Annotated in this window: 17 protein-coding genes; 9 read left to right on the top strand and 8 right to left on the bottom strand. The window is 67.3% G+C overall.

Annotation, left to right across the window (positions count from 1 at the left end):
- Positions 1-61 precede the first annotated feature (61 nt).
- The gene (locus tag BM133_RS01020) at positions 62-724 is read left to right on the top strand and encodes an RluA family pseudouridine synthase (RefSeq protein WP_093431026.1); all 663 of its coding nucleotides are present in this window, start codon (positions 62-64) and stop codon (positions 722-724) included.
- On the opposite strand, the gene BM133_RS01015 is transcribed toward BM133_RS01020, so the two are convergent.
- The 5 genes from BM133_RS01015 to egtB all read right to left on the bottom strand — a co-directional run bounded on the left by BM133_RS01015 (position 711) and on the right by egtB (position 4973).
- On the bottom strand, positions 711-1151 hold the full coding sequence (locus BM133_RS01015; protein WP_013542598.1) for a universal stress protein: 441 nt from the start codon (positions 1149-1151) through the stop codon (positions 711-713). The two genes, BM133_RS01020 and BM133_RS01015, sit on opposite strands and share 14 nt — an antisense overlap.
- A 128-nt stretch (positions 1152-1279) precedes the next feature.
- Positions 1280-2035 (bottom strand): 2OG-Fe dioxygenase family protein, encoded by a 756-nt coding sequence (locus BM133_RS01010; RefSeq protein WP_093431024.1) that lies wholly within the window; start codon positions 2033-2035, stop codon positions 1280-1282.
- Entirely contained in the window at positions 2032-2313 is a 282-nt protein-coding gene (locus tag BM133_RS01005) for a DUF427 domain-containing protein (RefSeq protein ID WP_093431023.1), read from the bottom strand. The genes BM133_RS01010 and BM133_RS01005 overlap by 4 nt, the downstream gene beginning before the upstream one ends.
- Before the next feature lie 375 nt (positions 2314-2688).
- A complete protein-coding gene (gene egtD / locus BM133_RS00995) occupies positions 2689-3585 on the bottom strand; it encodes an L-histidine N(alpha)-methyltransferase (RefSeq protein ID WP_256219184.1) in 897 nt (298 codons plus the stop codon).
- A 113-nt stretch (positions 3586-3698) separates the two neighbouring features.
- Positions 3699-4973: an ergothioneine biosynthesis protein EgtB gene (gene egtB / locus BM133_RS00990; RefSeq protein WP_093431018.1), complete on the bottom strand. Its 1275-nt coding sequence runs from the start codon at positions 4971-4973 to the stop codon at positions 3699-3701.
- A gap of 155 nt (positions 4974-5128) precedes the next feature.
- Between egtB and BM133_RS00985 the strand changes: the two genes are divergently transcribed.
- Together BM133_RS00985 and BM133_RS00980 are read left to right on the top strand one after the other, a co-directional pair.
- The gene (locus BM133_RS00985) at positions 5129-6475 is read left to right on the top strand and encodes an NAD(P)/FAD-dependent oxidoreductase (protein WP_093431017.1); all 1347 of its coding nucleotides are present in this window, start codon (positions 5129-5131) and stop codon (positions 6473-6475) included.
- Between the two features lie 18 nt (positions 6476-6493).
- A complete protein-coding gene (locus BM133_RS00980) occupies positions 6494-6745 on the top strand; it encodes a hypothetical protein (RefSeq protein ID WP_093431015.1) in 252 nt (83 codons plus the stop codon).
- Positions 6746-6763: 18 nt separating this feature from the next.
- Here the strand turns inward: BM133_RS00980 and BM133_RS00975 are convergent, their stop codons facing one another.
- Positions 6764-8701, bottom strand: a complete 1938-nt coding sequence (locus BM133_RS00975) for a PhoX family protein (protein WP_093431014.1) — start codon at positions 8699-8701, stop codon at positions 6764-6766.
- Positions 8702-8891: 190 nt separating this feature from the next.
- On the opposite strand from BM133_RS00975, the gene BM133_RS00970 reads away from it, so the two are divergent.
- A complete protein-coding gene (locus BM133_RS00970) occupies positions 8892-9335 on the top strand; it encodes a VirK family protein (protein WP_093431012.1) in 444 nt (147 codons plus the stop codon).
- A gap of 373 nt (positions 9336-9708) precedes the next feature.
- Here the strand turns inward: BM133_RS00970 and BM133_RS00965 are convergent, their stop codons facing one another.
- Together BM133_RS00965 and BM133_RS00960 are read right to left on the bottom strand one after the other, a co-directional pair.
- On the bottom strand, positions 9709-10239 hold the full coding sequence (locus tag BM133_RS00965; protein ID WP_093431011.1) for a thermonuclease family protein: 531 nt from the start codon (positions 10237-10239) through the stop codon (positions 9709-9711).
- 79 nt (positions 10240-10318) lie between these two features.
- Positions 10319-12010, bottom strand: coding sequence for a long-chain fatty acid--CoA ligase (locus tag BM133_RS00960; protein WP_093431009.1), 1692 nt, complete (start codon positions 12008-12010; stop codon positions 10319-10321).
- A 284-nt stretch (positions 12011-12294) separates the two neighbouring features.
- Here BM133_RS00960 and BM133_RS00955 point away from each other — a divergent pair, with 284 nt between their 5' ends.
- The 5 genes from BM133_RS00955 to BM133_RS00935 all read left to right on the top strand — a co-directional run bounded on the left by BM133_RS00955 (position 12295) and on the right by BM133_RS00935 (position 16098).
- Entirely contained in the window at positions 12295-12747 is a 453-nt protein-coding gene (locus tag BM133_RS00955; protein WP_218158338.1) for a CHRD domain-containing protein, read from the top strand.
- A gap of 183 nt (positions 12748-12930) precedes the next feature.
- Positions 12931-13371, top strand: a complete 441-nt coding sequence (locus tag BM133_RS00950) for an OsmC family protein (protein WP_093431006.1) — start codon at positions 12931-12933, stop codon at positions 13369-13371.
- 41 nt (positions 13372-13412) lie between these two features.
- Positions 13413-14390 carry a Bug family tripartite tricarboxylate transporter substrate binding protein gene (locus BM133_RS00945; protein WP_093431005.1) on the top strand — a complete coding sequence of 326 codons (978 nt, stop codon included), beginning with the start codon at positions 13413-13415 and terminating at the stop codon, positions 14388-14390.
- Positions 14391-14527: 137 nt separating this feature from the next.
- Positions 14528-15301: a GntR family transcriptional regulator gene (locus BM133_RS00940; protein WP_093431003.1), complete on the top strand. Its 774-nt coding sequence runs from the start codon at positions 14528-14530 to the stop codon at positions 15299-15301.
- Complete coding sequence (locus BM133_RS00935; RefSeq protein WP_093431002.1) at positions 15298-16098, top strand: transporter substrate-binding domain-containing protein; 801 nt, start codon at positions 15298-15300, stop codon at positions 16096-16098. The genes BM133_RS00940 and BM133_RS00935 overlap by 4 nt, the downstream gene beginning before the upstream one ends.
- The last annotated feature ends 8 nt before the right edge of the window (positions 16099-16106 follow it).

Genomic DNA, 16106 nt, shown 5'->3' with positions numbered 1-16106 from the left:
GCCGCCCGTTAGCAAGGCGCAAGGCCCTGCCTTGCGCGCCCTCTCTACACTCGCTTCCTCCATGACCGCGCCGCTGCTGCACCCCCTCCACGAAGACGCCCATTTGCTGGTGCTCGAGAAGCCCGCGGGCCTGCTCTGCGTGCCCGGCCGCGGCGACGACAAGCAGGACTGCCTGAGCGCACGCGCGATGCGCCAATGGCCCGATGCGCTGATCGTGCACCGCCTGGACATGGCCACCAGCGGCCTCGTGGCGATGGCGCGCAGCCTGGACATGCAGCGCGCATTGAGCGCCGCCTTTGCCGAGCGGCAGGTGCACAAGCGCTACGAAGCCATCGTCGATGGCACGATGCCCGTGCGCGAAGACTGGTCGGTCATCGATGCGCCGCTGATGGCCGACTGGCCGCGCAGGCCGCTGCAGAAGACCGACCCGGCGGGCAAGCCCAGCCTCACGCGCTGGCGCGCGCTGGCGTCATCGGTGCAAGGAGATTCCAGCGCGACCCATGTGCTGCTGGAGCCCGAGACGGGCCGCACGCACCAGCTGCGCGTGCACCTGCTGTCGATCGGTCATCCGATCCTGGGCGATGCGTTGTATGGCGATGCCGCGTTGCAGGCGCGTGCGCCGCGCCTGCTGCTGCATGCGAGCGAGCTGGCCTTCGCACATCCGGCGACGCAGCAGGCCCTTCGCTTCGAAAGCAGGCCGGGCTTTTCGCTCAGCCGCCCTTGACCACGAGCACCGGCATCGTCGCGTCCTGCAGCACGCGCTGCGTGACGCTGCCCAGCAGCAGTTTCTCGATGCCGCTGCGGCCGTGCGAGCCCATCACGATCAGGTCGGCCGCGATGGCGATGGCCGTGTCGACGATGCCTTCGTGCACCACGTGGCCGTCGATCACGCGCTGGTCGCTGTGCAGGCCCTCTGCGGCCAATGCGGCCACGCCGCGTGCGAGGGCCGCATTGGCGCTCGCGGTGGCGGCGGCCAGGTATTCGTTCTGGCCGAGCGCGTAGTCCGCGCCCACGCCGATGAAGGGGTAGTTGTCGATCACGTGAATCAACGTGATGCGGCTTCCGAAAGCCAGTGCGAGGCCACTGGCCTTGCTGACGGCGAGCATGGAAGTTTCAGAACCGTCGATGGGAACCAGGATGTGATTGAACATGGCGGACCTCGCTTTCGTTCGCAGACAGACACGGCTCGAAGTCGAACCGGGTCCCGAATTTAACCGCTACGCCGTTGGGTGGCTGTAGGACTCGTGCCAGCGACACCCGCAAGTGCCGCCAAAGCGCTTCAATCGCCTTGGAAACCCTGCGATCGGCAGGTGATCACGAGCGTATCGCGCCAGCCCGCGCCGCCCTCTTCGAGCGGCTGGATCGGCGTGGATTCGTGAATGACGCGTGCGTCGTCGAGCACGAGCAGCGTCCACGGTTCGGTCATGGTGAAGCGCTCGCCGCGCCGGCCGTTGGCCTCGAACACGCGCGTCTCGCCGCCCTTGATGCCTTGACGGCCGACCAATGCGACGGCCACGAGATCGACGCCGTCGCGGTGCGCGCCTTCGGGGGTCGGACGGCCGATGCCGCCCGCGGTGTCGATGCGGAACTGGTGCGCCTCGACGAACCATTTTTGCGGCGCACCGCGCATGTCGCTCGCCGCGGTACCCAGGTGCTGCAGCAGGCGCTGCCACACTGGCTGCACGATGGTCTCGGCAAGCATCGGCGCGAACCAGCGCTGCATGCCGCCGTGCAGCGCGTTGTACTCGACCGGCTGCCAGTGCGCGCGATGCGGCACCTGCTGCAGCGTGGCGTTGTCATCGGCCTGGACGGTGAAACACGCATGGCGGCGCGTGCGGTAGCGGCCGCCGTCCTTCAGATACTCGTCGGGCGGAAGGTCGTTCCAGTCCGCGTGCAGTGCCTCCAGCTGCGAGAGCGGTGCGCCCAGCCAGTCGCCAACGCCCTGCGGGCTCAGCACCGCGTAGCCCTGTTCGCGCAGCGCGGCGGGCAGTTCGGCAGGATCGATGAAGGGCGGCGTGAAGGCGGCGGTGGTCACGCGCTGACCTTCACATCCTTCCAGAACGCGACGCGGTCGCGAATTTCCTCGGCTTCGGGCTTCGGGTCGGCGTAGTACCACGCGGCGTCGGTGTTGAGCTCGCCGTTGACCAGCAGCGAGTAGTAGCTCGCGGTGCCCTTCCAGGGGCAGGTGGTCTTGTGGTTGCTGAAGGTGACGTGATCGCGGTTGAGCGAACTCATCGGGAAGTAGTGGTTGCCTTCGACGAGCACGGTGTCGTCGCTTTCGGCGACGGTGACGCCGTTCCAGGTTGCTTTCATTTGTCTTGGTCTCCAAGGGAGGGGTGCGGGGGGCGCTGGCCGTTGCGATGGCCTTGGTCGCTGGGCGCACGGGGCTTGGGTATTGTGCCGTTGCTCGGCTTGCGTGATTTCTTCGGGGATGTATGAACGTTATTGAGGTGGTTTTTGTCCCGAGGCCGGGTCTCGCCCCGGCAGGCGACCTACGTTTCTTTGCTTCGCCAAAGAAACGTAGGCAAAAGAAAAGGCGACCCTGCTGTCTGCGACCCTTCGCTTCGCTACGTAGCGCAGCGAAGGGGTCGCAGACAGTGGGGTCGCCTTTTCTTTGCTTACTTTCTTTTGGCGAAGCAAAAGAAAGTGAGTCGCCCGCCGGGGCGAGACCCGGCCTCGGAAAGAAAACTAGGCAGCCAGCCAGTGAACGCTGAAGAGCTTCTCCGGGTCCGTCCAAACCGCCCCCGGCCGGAAGCCGGCACGAACAGCCAGCGCACGAAGCCCATCCACAGTGAACTTGTGCGAGTACTCGGTGTGAATGGTCTCGCCCTCCTCGAACCCAAACCGTTCCCCATTCAAGGAAACGCTCTGGGCCTTGCGGCTCACCAGATGCATCTCGATCCGCTGCCGAGGCGCGTTGTAGAACGCCGCATGCGCAAAACCATCCAGATCGAAGTCCGCATCCAGTTCGGCATTCGCACGCCGAAGCAGATTCAGATTGAAGTCCGCAGTCACCCCTTGCGCATCGTTGTAAGCCGCATGCAAGCGCTCCGGCGCCTTCACCAGATCGACCCCGATCAGCAGCCCGCCCCCACGCAGCATCCGCGCCGCGAGCTGCAGGAAAGCCAGCGCCTCCTCAGGCTCGAAATTGCCGATCGTCGAGCCCGGGAAAAAACCGACGCGGCGACCGGAACCCGCCATCGGCGCAGGCAGCACCAGGGGCATCGTGTAGTCCGCGGCAATGGGCTGCACCACGAGCGCCGGATAGTCCGCCTTCAGCCGCTGCGCAGCCGCCTCCAGGTGCTCCCCCGAAATGTCGATCGGCAGATAGCGCTTGGGCGTTTCGAGCGCATCGAGCAGCAGTCGCACTTTCGTGAGCGAGCCAGCGCCGAACTCCACGATCTCCGCGTTCGGTCCGACCTGCCCGGCGATCTCGCCCGCGCATTCACCCAGGATGCGCAGTTCGGTGCGCGTCGGGTAGTACTCGGGCAAGTCGCAGATGCGGTCGAACAGCTGCGAGCCCGCCACGTCGTAGAAAAACTTGGGCGAGATGCTGCGCGGCGTGCGCGCAAGACCTGCCTGCATCTCCCGTCCGAATTCGGACAGCGGCACGACAGCCGCCGGCGAGCGGGGCGTCTTGGCCGACTTCGAGGCAACGAACGAAGACAGCGACGAGGAAGAAGTTGGATTGCGCATGATCAAAGGTCTTTCGCGAGCCGCAGCCCCGAGAATTGCCAGCGCGCTGCCGGCGGAAAGAAATTGCGATAACTGGGCCGTGCGTGCCCGGCCGGCGTGGCCACGCTGCCGCCGCGCAGCACCAGTTGCCCCACCATGAACTTGCCGTTGTATTCGGCCGCGATGCCGGGCATCGGGCGAAAGCCCGGGTACGGGTCGTAGGAGGAACGCGTCCACTGCCAGACGTGGCCGGTCATCTGCGTGATGCCGGGCGCGTCGAACGCGGCCTCCCATTCGAACTCGGTCGGCAGCCGCGCGCCGGCCCATTCGGCATAAGCGGCGGCTTCATAAAAACTCAGCTGCGCCACCGGCGCATCGGCCTCCATCGGCCGCACGCCGTGCAGGCCGAACACCTGCCAGCCGGCACCCCCCTGCGGCTGCTGATGGGGGTGCTGCGGATCGAGGCCCAGGCGCGGATCGTCGGCCGCGAGCCAGTACGCCGGATGGCGCCAGCCATTGGCCTGCACCGCGGCCCATCCATCGGAGAGCCACAGCTCCGCACGCTGATAGCCTCCATCGGCGATGAACTGCGCGTAGTCGCCGCAGTTCACGAGCCGGTCAGCAATCGCATACGGCCGCAGCAGCGCCTGGTGTCGCGGCGTCTCGTTGTCGAAGGAAAAACCGGAGCCCGCATGTCCCACCTCGGCGATGCCGCCGGGCTGCGAAAGCCACCGTACAGGCTGCGGTACTGCGGCCAGGCGCAACGCGGGCCCGCTCGCAGGCTTGTACGCGGGCAGCAGCGGATTGCACGAGAGCGCGTGCAGGATGTCGGTCAGCAGCAGCTCCTGGTGTTGCTGCTCGTGGTTCAAGCCCAGCGTGACGATGGGCTCGATGGCGGCCCAGTCCTGCGCCTGGATGCCGCCTTCGAGCAGCGCCAGCACCGCCTCGTCCACATGCCGCCGGTACGCATGCACCTCGTCCACCGACGGCCGCGTGAGCAGCCCGCGCTGCGGGCGCGGATGCCGCGGCCCGAGCGCCTCGTAGTACGAGTTGAAGAGGTAATGGAACCGTGTGTCGAAAGGCTCGTAGCCCTGCGCATGCGGCTGCAGCAGCACGGTCTCGAAGAACCACGTCGTGTGCGCGAGATGCCACTTGGTCGGGCTCGCATCGGGCATCGACTGGATGCACTGGTCTTCGGCGGAAAGCGGGGCGGCCAGGGCCAGGGTCGTGGCGCGCACGTCGCGGAATCTGTCGCGCAGTGTGCTCGCCGCCTGTGTGATCGGCCGGGAAAGCGTCATGGGGTCTCCAGTCGGGTCAGCCGCAAGTTTTAGCCCATCCGGGTCGGCGCCGTCCGTAGGACAAAACGCCGCAGGGCTGCCGCCGGAAATTCGACGGGCAGCCACTGTGGCACAAGATGGCGGGGTGTGCAGGGCGGCTGCGTATCATCCGTTCGATGCAAACGAACACCTCCCCGGCCAGGCCCAAGGTCGTCATCGTCGGCTGCGGATTCGGCGGACTCGAGGCGGCCCGCAAGCTGCAGAGCGCCGACGTCGATGTCACCGTGATCGACAAGACCAACCACCACCTGTTCCAGCCCCTGCTCTACCAGGTGGCGACCGCCGGGCTCGCCGCGCCCTCCATCGCCGCGCCGGTGCGCGCGCTGTTTCGCAAGCAACCGAACATCACGACGCTCTTGGGCGAAGTGAGCGCCATCGATCCGGCCGGCCGCACGGTGCAGCTGGCCAGCGGCACCAGCGTGCCCTACGACCACCTGGTCGTCGCCGCCGGCGCCACGCACAGCTATTTCGGCCACGACGAATGGGCGCCCGTCGCGCCGGGCCTGAAGACGCTGGCCGATGCCTTCGAGATCCGCCGCCGCGTGCTGCTGTCGTTCGAGACCGCCGAGACCACCACCGACCCCGCGCTGCGCCGCGCGCTCCTCACCTTCGTGGTGATCGGCGCCGGCCCGACCGGCGTGGAGATGGCCGGCACGCTCGCCGAAATCGCCAAGCACACGCTCTCGGGCGAGTTCCGCCACATCGACCCGAGCAGCTCGCAGGTGCTGCTTGTGGAAGGCGGCCCGCGCGTGCTGCAGGCCATGCCCGAAAGCTTGAGCCAGAAGGCGCTCGAGCAGCTGGAAAAGCTCGGCGTCGAAGTGCGGCTGAATGCCCGCGTCACCGCCATCGATGCGACGGGGCTCGAAGTGCAGACCGGCGGCGGCGCGGATGGCGCACCGGTCGCGAGCTACCGGATCGACAGCAGCTGCGTGGTCTGGGCCGCGGGCGTCGCGGCCTCGCCGCTGGGCCGCATGCTCGGCACCGCAACCGGCGTCGAATGCGACCGCGCGGGCCGCATCAAGGTCGAGCCCGACCTCGGCCTCGCGGGCCACCCCGAAATCAGCGTGGTGGGCGACCTCGCCGCCGCCATGAGCCATGCGCCCGGCAAGGAGCCCAAGCCGGTGCCCGGCGTGTCGCCCGGCGCCAAGCAGATGGGGCGCGCCGCGGCGTCGAACATCCTGCGCCGCATCGCGGGCCAGCCGACCGTGCCGTTCCGCTATGCGGACTACGGCAACCTGGCCACCATCGGCCGCAATTCGGCGGTGGTGGACCTGGGTACCCCCTTCGGCCCGCTGCGTTTCAGCGGCCGGCTCGCGTGGCTGTTCTGGCTGTTCGCGCACGCGTACTTCCTCATCGGCTTTCGCAACCGCGTCGTCGTGATGATGGACTGGGCGGGCGCGTACTGGAGCTTCCAGCGCAATGCGCGCGTGGTGGCCGACGTGCAGGGCAAGAGCGAATCCTGAAACAGAGGAGCCGAGGCCATGTTGTCGCTGATCTGGTGGATCGCCATTCATGCGCTCGAAGCGCTGTTCCTGGTCTGGGTGCTGCGCTGGGGCGGCGCGGAGCGGATCGAGGGCACGTGGGCCTCGGGTTTCATCAGCGGCTTCGCGCCGCGCTGGAACGCCGAGGGACTGCGCATGGCAGCGCTGATCCTGCTGGTGTTCTGCGCCATCACCTTCGCCCTGGGCCTGTTCATGCCCTCGCTGCGCTGCTGGAGCAGCGGCGCCTGCTGAGCGCCGCCGCTCCCGGCATCAGGTCCCGATCACGCCGCCGTCGTTCTTCGTGATGGCGACGGTGGCCGAGCGCGGGCGCCCCGCGCCATCGGGCCACTTGGACACCGCGAGCGGACGCTCCGGGTCGCTGCGCTCGTTGGCCGGCTCGCCCGGATGCTGGATGTTGATGAACAGCGTGCGCAGGTCCGGCGTGGCCGTGAGGCCGGTGATCTCGCAGCCCGAAGGGCCGACGAGGAAGCGCCGGATCTCGCCCTTCGTAGGGTCGCACGCCAGCATCTGGTTGTTCGGCAGGTTGCCGTACTCGCCCTTGCCGAGCGTGGAGGTCGACACGTCGGTCTCGATCCACAGCACGCCGCGCGCATCGACCAGCAGGCCGTCGGGGCTGCCGAAGGTGTCGCCCTTGATGTTGCCCTGCGCCTCGTAGCGCGACTGCTTGGGGTCGCCCGCGAGCACCAGGTGGCTCCAGTCGAACTTGGTCGCATCGAGGTCGCCGCTTTCCTTCCAGCGGATGATCTGGCCCATCGTGTTGTTGGAGCGCGGATTGGCCGCGTCCATGAAGGGCTGGCCCGGCGCGCCGCGGTTGCTGTTGTTGGTGAGCGTGCAGTAGACCTCCTTCGTCAGCGGATCGACGGTGGTCCATTCGGGGCGGTCCATCTTGGTGGCGCCCAGGAGGTCGCTCGCCTGGCGCGCCTTGATGAGCACGTCGCCCTGGCTCGCGAAGCCCTTGTCGGCGACGAGCCCGTTCCGGCCCTGGATGAGCGGCAGCCACTCGCCCGTGCCGTCCACGTCGAAGCGGCCGACATACAGCGTGCCGTGGTCCAGGAGTTCGCGGTTGGCGGCGGCGCCGCCGGGCTGCACCTTGTCGCGGCTCACGAACTTGTAGATGTATTCGAAGCGCGAGTCCTCGCCCATGTAGACGACGGCGCGGCCGTCGTTGGTGAGCGCGACGGCGGCGCCTTCGTGCGCGGCGCGGCCCATGGCGGTGCGCTTGCGCGGGGTCGATGCCGGGTCCTGCGGATCGATCTCGACCACCCAGCCGTAGCGGTTCGATTCGTTCGGATGCCTGGCCACGTCGAAGCGCTCCTCATGCTCGTGCCAGCGGTACTTCGCGCCGTTGCCCTTCCTGATGCCCCAGCGCTTCTGGTGGGCGTCGGGGGTGTCGGTGCCTTCGAAGTAGTCGGCGAAGTTTTCCTCGCAGGTGAGGTAGGTGCCCCACGGCGTCTGGCCGTTGGAGCAGTTGTTGTAGGTGCCCAGCACCTGCGTGCCGCCCGGGTCGCCCGCGGTGCGCAGCATCGGGTGGCCGGCGGCGGGGCCGGTGAGCGTCATCGGCGTGAGCGCGGTGATGCGGCGCGCGAAACGCGAGGGCAGCACCTGCGACCACTTCGCGCCCTCGCGCTGCAGCTCGATGACCGACACGCCGTGCGCGTGCATCGACTTGCGCACCTTCTCGGGCGTCCAGGTCTTCATGCCGTCGGTGTGCAGCAGGCCGTCGTCGACGTATTCGTGGTTCAGCACCAGGAGGCCGCGGTTCGATCCGTCGATCGGAAAGAAGGCCATGCCGTCGTGGTGCATGCCGGCCTGCAGGGCCTGTTCGTCGGCGGTGTTGGAGCCGTCGGTCTTGAAGGCGGGCATGCGGCCCGCGATGCCCGTGGCGTCGCCCCAGCGGTAGAGCACCTGCGCGCTGTAGCCCTCGGGCACGACGACGCGATCGACGGCAGCCATGGGCACGCTCTTGAAGCCGATGGCGCGGCCCAGCGTGCTCACCGACGCACTGCCGCTGGTGGTGGTGGTGGTGCAACCGGCCAGCGCGCCGGCTGCGAGCGGCCCGAAAAGCCCGGCCACCGCCGCCGCGAGACCGCCGCGCACGAGCACCCGGCGCTTCGGGTCGGACACGTCGTGGATCGTGGGGTTGGCGGAAGGGTTGGAGTCCTCCATCCGGTCGAAGTCTTTGGCCATTTCTCTGATCTCTTTGTCATGGGGGTTGTTAGAACTTTCGATGTTCGCGTGAACCCGTGAATCTCCCATGACATCGGGAACCCTTTTGGATGACAGGCTTCCGTAATTTAATTCCAATGGCTGAATTGAAATTTCATCGATTTTTTGCAATTCTTGAGGCTTATTTTTAAATTCGACTCCAGGAATTGCAATGACCTGTTTCCTACGTAAATACGTAGCCGCCGCGGCCTGCCTAGCCGCGCCGCTCTTCGCCCATGCCCAGTCCATTCCCCTGGACGACGTGCCCGCGCTCACCAGGGCGCTGATGCGCGGCCAGGCCGTGCGCACGAGCTTCGACCTCTCCAGGTGCAGGAACGACAGCTCCGGCGAGCCGAGCCCGGCCGTGAGCGGCGGGCTGGTCATCGATCCATTCAATCTCCTGCCCAACGGAACGATCGCGTTCTCGAACACCCATTTCACGCTCGGCCCGGGCAACCAGCCGGTGAACGAGATCATCCGTTTCCGCGTGAATACCGACCGTTCGATTCAATTGACGATCACGACGCTTTCCATGCCGAATTACCAGCCATTGCGCAATATTGCATTGACCTGCGAGGTGGGAAACAGCGTGAATTTCTTCGTCCAGCTTTTTTAATTCTCCGGACGCGCGAATTCAATTCGGGAAGCAATTGCGACGAAATACTGGCGCTGGGGGCCTGGCAATTCTTTCGGCCTGTGCGGAGCGTTCGGGGCCGGGTGTTCGGGGCGGCGTGCACAGGCCACCGGGTACTCCCCTCCGCGAATGTCCCCCGGGCTTCGCCCTCCTCCTTAATTTCGCTGCGGGGAGCACCCGATGCCCTGCGCACTGGGCACGCTCAGCGTGAACCGCCGATCAACGACTGCTCTGAAGCGCTCGCGCCGATGGTGGGCTCTGTTTCGCGAAATCAAGGGGGAGGCCGCAGGCCGGAGGACATTCGCGAAACAGAGCCCACCGTCGGCGCGAGTGCCGCCCTGAACAAGGACGGACCTTAGAAGAAGCCTTCACCCCAATGCGACTCGCGCGATTCACGCTGCTGCTTGCGCCAGTCCCACGGCGCCACCGGCTTCGCATCGGCCCACAGTCCCAGGTGCCGCGAGCGCGCGCTGTCCTGCAGCTTGAACAAACCGCCGCCGCGCTTCGTGGCGATCTTGTTGTAGTCGTACACCCAGGCCCAGCCCTCGGACACCATGCGGCTGCCGGCGTCCTCGCCGTTGCACGACACGTCGGCCACGGTGCGGCCGTAGCGGTCGGTGTCGCGCTCGGTGATGACCGCCTTCTCGGCATGGCAGAGGCGGCTGAGCGCCTGCCGGCTTCGTTGGCCGTAGGGCTGCTTTTTCTCAGGGGCGTCGATGGCGGCGATGCGCACCTTGACCTGTTCGTAGGACCCGATGTGCCCGCAACGCGCGGTGAGCGTGTCGCCGTCGGTCACGCCGACGACAAGGCAGGTGCGGGGTGCGGCTTGCGCCAGCAGTGGAAGAAGGGAGAAGAAAACGCAAGGAAGGAACGAGCGAAAGCGCATGCAGGAATGGAACGGACGCGTTGCGAGAAGAGAGAGGGGAAAGATTCTCGACGCGAAGCGCCCGCGCCATCCGGCCGAATCATTTGTTTTCGTCTTCCTGCAACAACCGCCACATCACCTTGCCGCTGCCGCTCTTGGGGAGCGCCTCCACGAACTGCACCTTGCGCGGGATCTTGTAGACCGCCATGTTCTCGCGGCACCAGTCGATGATCTCCTGCTCTGTCGTGTCCTTGTGCGTCGCGCGCAGCACCACCACGGCCTTGACCGATTCGCCGCGGTAGTCGTCCTTGGTCGAGATGACGCAGGCCTCCTGGATCGCGGGGTGGCGGAACATCAGCAGTTCTACTTCGGCCGGCCACACCTTGAAGCCGCTCGCGTTGATCATGCGTTTCAGGCGGTCGGTCATGAAGAAGTAGCCGTCCTCGTCCATGCGGCCCATGTCGCCCGAGCGGAAGAAGCGCTTGCCCTCGAACTCGACGAAGGCGGCCCGGGTGGCGTCGGGGCGCTTCCAGTAGCCCTGGAACACCTCGGGGCCGTGGATGATGATCTCGCCCGATTCGCCGATGGGCATTTCCGCGAGCGTGTCGGGGTCGACCACGCGCGCATCGGTGCTCATGAACGGAATGCCCAGGCACTGCTGCTTGGGGTTGTCGAAGGGGTTGGTGTGCGAGGGCGCGGCGGTTTCGGTGAGGCCGTAGCCTTCCAGGTACTTCAGGCCGTACTGCTCGAACAGGCGCTGCGCCACGGCCTGCGGCATCGCGGCGCCGCCGCCGCCGATGTGGGTCATGCTCGACAGGTCGTAGCTCGCGAAATTGGGGCTGGCCATGAGGTCGATCACCATGGTCGGAATGTTGGTCCAGCTCGTCACCTTCCAGCGCGAGATCAGCCGGCCGGCCACGTCGCGGTCCCAGCGCGGCATGATGACCAGCGTGGCTGCCGCGAGGATCGAGGTGTGCAGCATGCTCACCACGCCGGTGATGTGGAACATGGGCACCACGGCCAGCACCACCACCTCCGATGTCGCCTGGCTCCAGAGCTGGCCCGACACCGCGTTGTGCATCAGGCTCGAATGGTGGTGCACGCAGCCCTTGGGCAGGCCGGTGGTGCCGCTGGTGTAGGGCAGCAAGGCCATGTCGTTGGCGCCCACCACGTGCGCGGGGGCCGGGCGGCCGGCTTCGAGCGCATCGGTCCACGCCATCACCTGGCCGCCGGCGAGCGCGGGCAGCGGGTGGCGGGTGCCGAGCCAGGCGGTCCACGCGGGGGCCGGCGCGTCGTCGCCGGAAACATCGGCGTCGAAGGCGTCGGTGAACTGGGTCACGATGATGTGCGCGAGCTGCTGCGCGGCCGGCAGCGCGTCGCTGGCCTTGGCCAGCTCGGCGGCGAGGTCGCCGGTGGTGAGCGCCACCTTGGCGTCGGGGTCGACGATGTAGTGCTTGAGCTCCTCGGCCCGGTTCATCGGATTGACCGGCACCACCACCGCGTTGGCCCGCAGGATCGCGAAGTGCGCGACGACGAGCTGCGGACAGTTCTGCATGTTCAGCACCACGCGGTCGCCGCGCTGCACGCCCAGCGCATGCAGCGTGCCGGCCAGCCGCTCGACCTGCTCGGCCAGCTCGCGGTAGCTCATCACGCGGCCGAAGAACACGAGCGCGGCCTTGTCGGGATAGCGGGCGGCGGAGGTCGCGAGGTTGTGCCACAGCGACGTGGCGGGAACGGTGAGCGAATGCGGGAGGCGTCTGGGCCAGAACTTGTAGTGCGGGCGTTGTTGCATGGTGAGAACAGGCGGGAGGGAACGGGCGGATGGGATGAAGGCACGCCAGCCTAAGCGGCCCGGGCCGCGCCTCCCATCGGGGAAGCCCCCGGAACGTCACATTGGCGACGCGCTTTTTTCGTACATCCGGGCCATCGGCTATCGTGCGGACCCCGGGGCCGCGCGCCCGCAGACAAGTCCTGCCCTTCATGCTCGAACCCGCACGAAAAACATTCCGCCGACGGTCCCTCCTCCTCGGTGCCACGCTGGCCGCCTCGGGCTGCGCGCTGGTCTCGGGGATCGGATTGCCGGACGAGACAGCGGCCTTGCCGCGCGATCCGCCGGAGTGGGTGCCGATCGACTGCTGGCTCGGCACCGAGGAGGTGGTCCCGCGCCACGCCGGCAGTGCCGGCGGCTCGATGTTCGGAACGCTGACGCTGGCCACCGGTGCGTTCGCGTGGCGCGTGAACTACGCGCGCCTGAGCGGGCCGGCGACGCTCGCGGGCTTCTATGGCCCTGCCGCCAAGGGCAGCAACGGCCCGCTGGCGATCCAGTTGCCGCCGCACAGCCAGGGCGTACAGCACAACCCGGGCTCCGACGCCGGCTACGAGCTGACCGGCCGAAGCACGTTGACGAAGGCGCAGGTGGCCGACCTCATGGCCGGCCTCTGGTATGTCAGCGTATCGACCGCCGCCTGGCCGGCGGGCGAAGTCCGGGGGCAGCTGAAGCTCAGCACGGCCGGCGTGCACGGCGGCTGACGTCGGCCCCGGAGGGCGGCGCGGGCGGCATCGTCATGGGCGATGGGCGATGGGCGATGGGCGATGGGCGATGGGTGATGGGTGATGCGCGATGCGCCCTGCGACTACAGACAGGCGCGGCTTTCGGAGCGATACCTGCGGTTCTCCCTCCAAGCAACCCACAACCCGACCGAAGGAATTTCCATGGCAGCAGACAAGCACGCAAGCGTTCACTGGGAAGGCGCCGGCAAGACCGGCAAGGGCCTGGTCAGCACCGAGACCGGCGCCTTGAAGGACTACCCCTACGGCTTCGCCAGCCGCTTCGAGGACGACAAGCGCGGCACCAACCCCGAGGAGATCGTCGGCGCGGCCCATGCGGCCTGCTTCACGATGGCCTTCGCCTTCGCGCTGGAAGCGGCGGGCCTCGCGGCCACGCGCATCGACACCAAGGCGGCCGTGCGGCTGGCCAAGGACGGCGCCGGGTTCAAGATCGATCGCATCCAGCTCGAACTGGACGCGGCCGTACCCAACCTGGATGAAGCGAAGTTCCAGGAGCTCGCAGCCGCCGCCAAGGCCGGCTGCCCGCTGTCCAAGGCGCTCGCGAGCGTGCCCGAGATCACGCTGAAGGCCACGCTGGCCGGCTGAGCGCGCTGCTTATGATCGTCTCCACAACAAGGAGACGGATCATGAACAAGCCCAACCGGACCGCGCTGGCGGTCCTTTCTTTCGCGCTCGGCGCATTCGGCACGACGGCGGCCATCGCCGCCTACCCCGACAAGCCGATCAAGGTGGTCATCGGCTTTCCGGCCGGCGGCCCGCTCGACCAGCATGCGCGCCTGCTCACCGACAAGCTGCAGGCCGTGCTCGGCCAGCCGCTGATCGTCGACTACAAGCCCGGCGCGGGCGGCTCGGTCGGTGCGGACGCGGTCGCCAAGAGCCCGGCCGACGGCTACACGCTGATGCTGGCCAACACCGGCGTGGCGGTGATCAACGGCGCGCTCTACAGCAAGCTGCCCTACAACACGCAGCGCGACTTCGTGCCGATCGCGCGCACCGCGATGCAGCCGCTGGCCTTGCTGGTCACGCCCAAGCTGCCGGTGCAGAACCTGAAGCAATTCATCGACTACGCCAAGGCGCGCCCCGGCCAGGTCAACTACGGCTCGGCCGGCAACGGCGGCATCAGCCACCTGGTGCCCGAGATGTTCAAGACGGCGACCGGCCTCTTCATGGTGCACATCCCCTACCGCGGCAGCGCGCCGGCCTTCACCGACCTGATGGGCGGGCAGGTGCAGTTCATGGCCGAGTCGATCCCGCAGGCCGCCAACTACCACAAGCAGGGCAAGGTGCGCGCACTGGCCGTGACCAGCCGCGAGCGCAACCCCGCGCTGCCCGACGTGCCGACGGTCATCGAGTCGGGCGTCAAGGGCTTCGAGGTGGTGGGCTTCTACGGCTTCCTCGCGCCGAAGGACACGCCGAAAGACGTGGTCGCCAAATTGAGCGATGCCTTCAGGCAGGTGCTGACCAGCCCCGAGGTGCGCGAGCGCATGGTGAGCCAGGGCGCGGACCCGGCCTACCTGGGCAGCGAAGACTTCGCGCGCTTCCTCGCGACGGAAACGCCGCGCTGGGACAAGGCGGTGAAGGCTTCGGGCGCGCGGATGGATTGAGCGTCGGGGCATACGCCACGCGACGCACGCCTGCGGCGCAAGCGCGCCCCGAACAAAAGCATTCGCCCCACACCGATCCATTTCGGTGCACACGCCTTGCATACCAGTTGGCACAAAAGCTGCTGGTATGCAGGCGAATGTCTACATCCGCATCCGAAATCAGTGCGCGCATCGTCGAAGCGGTGATGGCGCAGAAGCTCGCGCCGGGCTCGCGCCTGGGCGAGCAGCAGCTGGCCATGCTCTTCGACTGCAGCCGCACCATCGTGCGCGAAGCCCTCACCCGGCTGGCGGCGCGCGGCATCGTCACCGTGAGCGCGCGGCGCGGCTGGTTCGTGATCGAGCCCTCGCAGGAAGAAGCGCGCGAGGCCTTCGAGGCGCGGCGCGTCATCGAGCTGGGCCTCATCCGCAGCGCGGGCAGCACCGGCAAGATCGACAAGGCGGCCCTGCGCCAGCTGAAGGCGCACCTGCAGCGTGAAAAAGCGGCACTGAAAGAGAGCGACGTCGGCAACCGCAGCTTTTTGCTCGGCGACTTCCACGTGTGCCTGGCCGAGTGCCTGGGCAACACGCTCCTGGCCGACACGCTGCGCGACTTCACCGCGCGCACCACGCTGATTGCCATGCTCTACCAGAGCACGCACGACGCGGTGCAGTCGTGCGAAGACCACGTGCAGATCGTCGCGGCGCTGGAGCGCGGCGACCACGCGCGCGCCGAGGCGCTGATGGCCGAACACATCGGCACGGTGCAGTCGGCGCTGCGCGTGCAGGCGCCCACCGATCCGCTCGCTCAACTTCGCGATGCGCTCGCGCCGCTGCAGAACACGGCAGCCGCTTCTGCCAAACCCAAACGCCGCAAGCCCGCGTCATCCCCCGACGACACCGATTCATCGACTTACCTAGGAGCCCTGCTATGACTTTCTCTGCATCGAAACGCCACATCGCCCTCGCGTTCGCCTCCGTCGCCCTGCTGGCCGCGGCCGGCGGTGCCCACGCCCAGAACGCGCTGGACAACGTGCTCAAGGCCAAGACCATCAAGATCGCCGTGCCGACCGACTATCCGCCGTATGGCTCGGTCGACAAGAACATGAAGCCGCAAGGCCTGGACGTGGAGATGGCCGAGCTCATCGCCAGCAAGCTGGGCGTGAAGATCGAGCTGGTGCCCGTCACCAGCGCCAACCGCATCCCGTACCTGCAGACGCGCAAGGCAGACCTGGTGATCTCCACGCTCGGCAAGAACCCCGAGCGCGAGAAGGTGATCGATTTTTCGTCGGCCTACGCGCCCTTCTTCCAGGCCGTGTACGCCGCCAAGAGCATGAAGCTCACCAACTTCTCCGAGATGGCCGGCAAGACCGTCGCCGTGACGCGCGGCGCGATGGAAGACCAGGAGCTGAACAAGGTGGCGCCGCCGAACGTCGACTACCGCCGCTTCGAAGACAACAACGCGACCATCGCGGCCTTCGTGGCCGGCCAGACGCAAACCCTCGCGACCAGCGCGGCGGTCGCCGGCGACATGCTCGCCAGGAATCCGAAGGTGAGCGCCGAGTTCAAGCTGCTGCTGAAAGACAGCCCCTGCTTCGTCGGCATCGCCAAGGGTGAAACCGCATTGAAGACCAAGGTCAACGAAATCATCGCCGCCGCCAGGAAGGACGGCACGCTGGACGCCATGTCGAAGAAGTGGCTCGGCAAGGCAGCCGGCGATCTTCCGGTCTGATCGAATCA

Origin of the sequence: Variovorax sp. 770b2 (assembly GCF_900115685.1) — a bacterium.
In the GTDB taxonomy this organism is placed as follows: Bacteria; Pseudomonadota; Gammaproteobacteria; order Burkholderiales; family Burkholderiaceae_C; genus Variovorax.
Note: the sequence above shows the minus strand (reverse complement) of the source record. Positions and strands in the feature narration are given on the sequence as shown.

Coding starts and splice junctions, on each gene's coding strand:
- BM133_RS01020 (WP_093431026.1), top strand. CDS start 62: ATGACCGCGCCGCTGCTGCACCCCCTCCACGAAGACGCCCATTTGCTG.
- BM133_RS01015 (WP_013542598.1), bottom strand. CDS start 1,151: ATGTTCAATCACATCCTGGTTCCCATCGACGGTTCTGAAACTTCCATG.
- BM133_RS01005 (WP_093431023.1), bottom strand. CDS start 2,313: ATGAAAGCAACCTGGAACGGCGTCACCGTCGCCGAAAGCGACGACACC.
- egtD (WP_256219184.1), bottom strand. CDS start 3,585: ATGCAGGCAGGTCTTGCGCGCACGCCGCGCAGCATCTCGCCCAAGTTT.
- egtB (WP_093431018.1), bottom strand. CDS start 4,973: ATGACGCTTTCCCGGCCGATCACACAGGCGGCGAGCACACTGCGCGAC.
- BM133_RS00985 (WP_093431017.1), top strand. CDS start 5,129: ATGCAAACGAACACCTCCCCGGCCAGGCCCAAGGTCGTCATCGTCGGC.
- BM133_RS00980 (WP_093431015.1), top strand. CDS start 6,494: ATGTTGTCGCTGATCTGGTGGATCGCCATTCATGCGCTCGAAGCGCTG.
- BM133_RS00975 (WP_093431014.1), bottom strand. CDS start 8,701: ATGGCCAAAGACTTCGACCGGATGGAGGACTCCAACCCTTCCGCCAAC.
- BM133_RS00970 (WP_093431012.1), top strand. CDS start 8,892: ATGACCTGTTTCCTACGTAAATACGTAGCCGCCGCGGCCTGCCTAGCC.
- BM133_RS00965 (WP_093431011.1), bottom strand. CDS start 10,239: ATGCGCTTTCGCTCGTTCCTTCCTTGCGTTTTCTTCTCCCTTCTTCCA.
- BM133_RS00960 (WP_093431009.1), bottom strand. CDS start 12,010: ATGCAACAACGCCCGCACTACAAGTTCTGGCCCAGACGCCTCCCGCAT.
- BM133_RS00950 (WP_093431006.1), top strand. CDS start 12,931: ATGGCAGCAGACAAGCACGCAAGCGTTCACTGGGAAGGCGCCGGCAAG.
- BM133_RS00945 (WP_093431005.1), top strand. CDS start 13,413: ATGAACAAGCCCAACCGGACCGCGCTGGCGGTCCTTTCTTTCGCGCTC.
- BM133_RS00940 (WP_093431003.1), top strand. CDS start 14,528: ATGTCTACATCCGCATCCGAAATCAGTGCGCGCATCGTCGAAGCGGTG.
- BM133_RS00935 (WP_093431002.1), top strand. CDS start 15,298: ATGACTTTCTCTGCATCGAAACGCCACATCGCCCTCGCGTTCGCCTCC.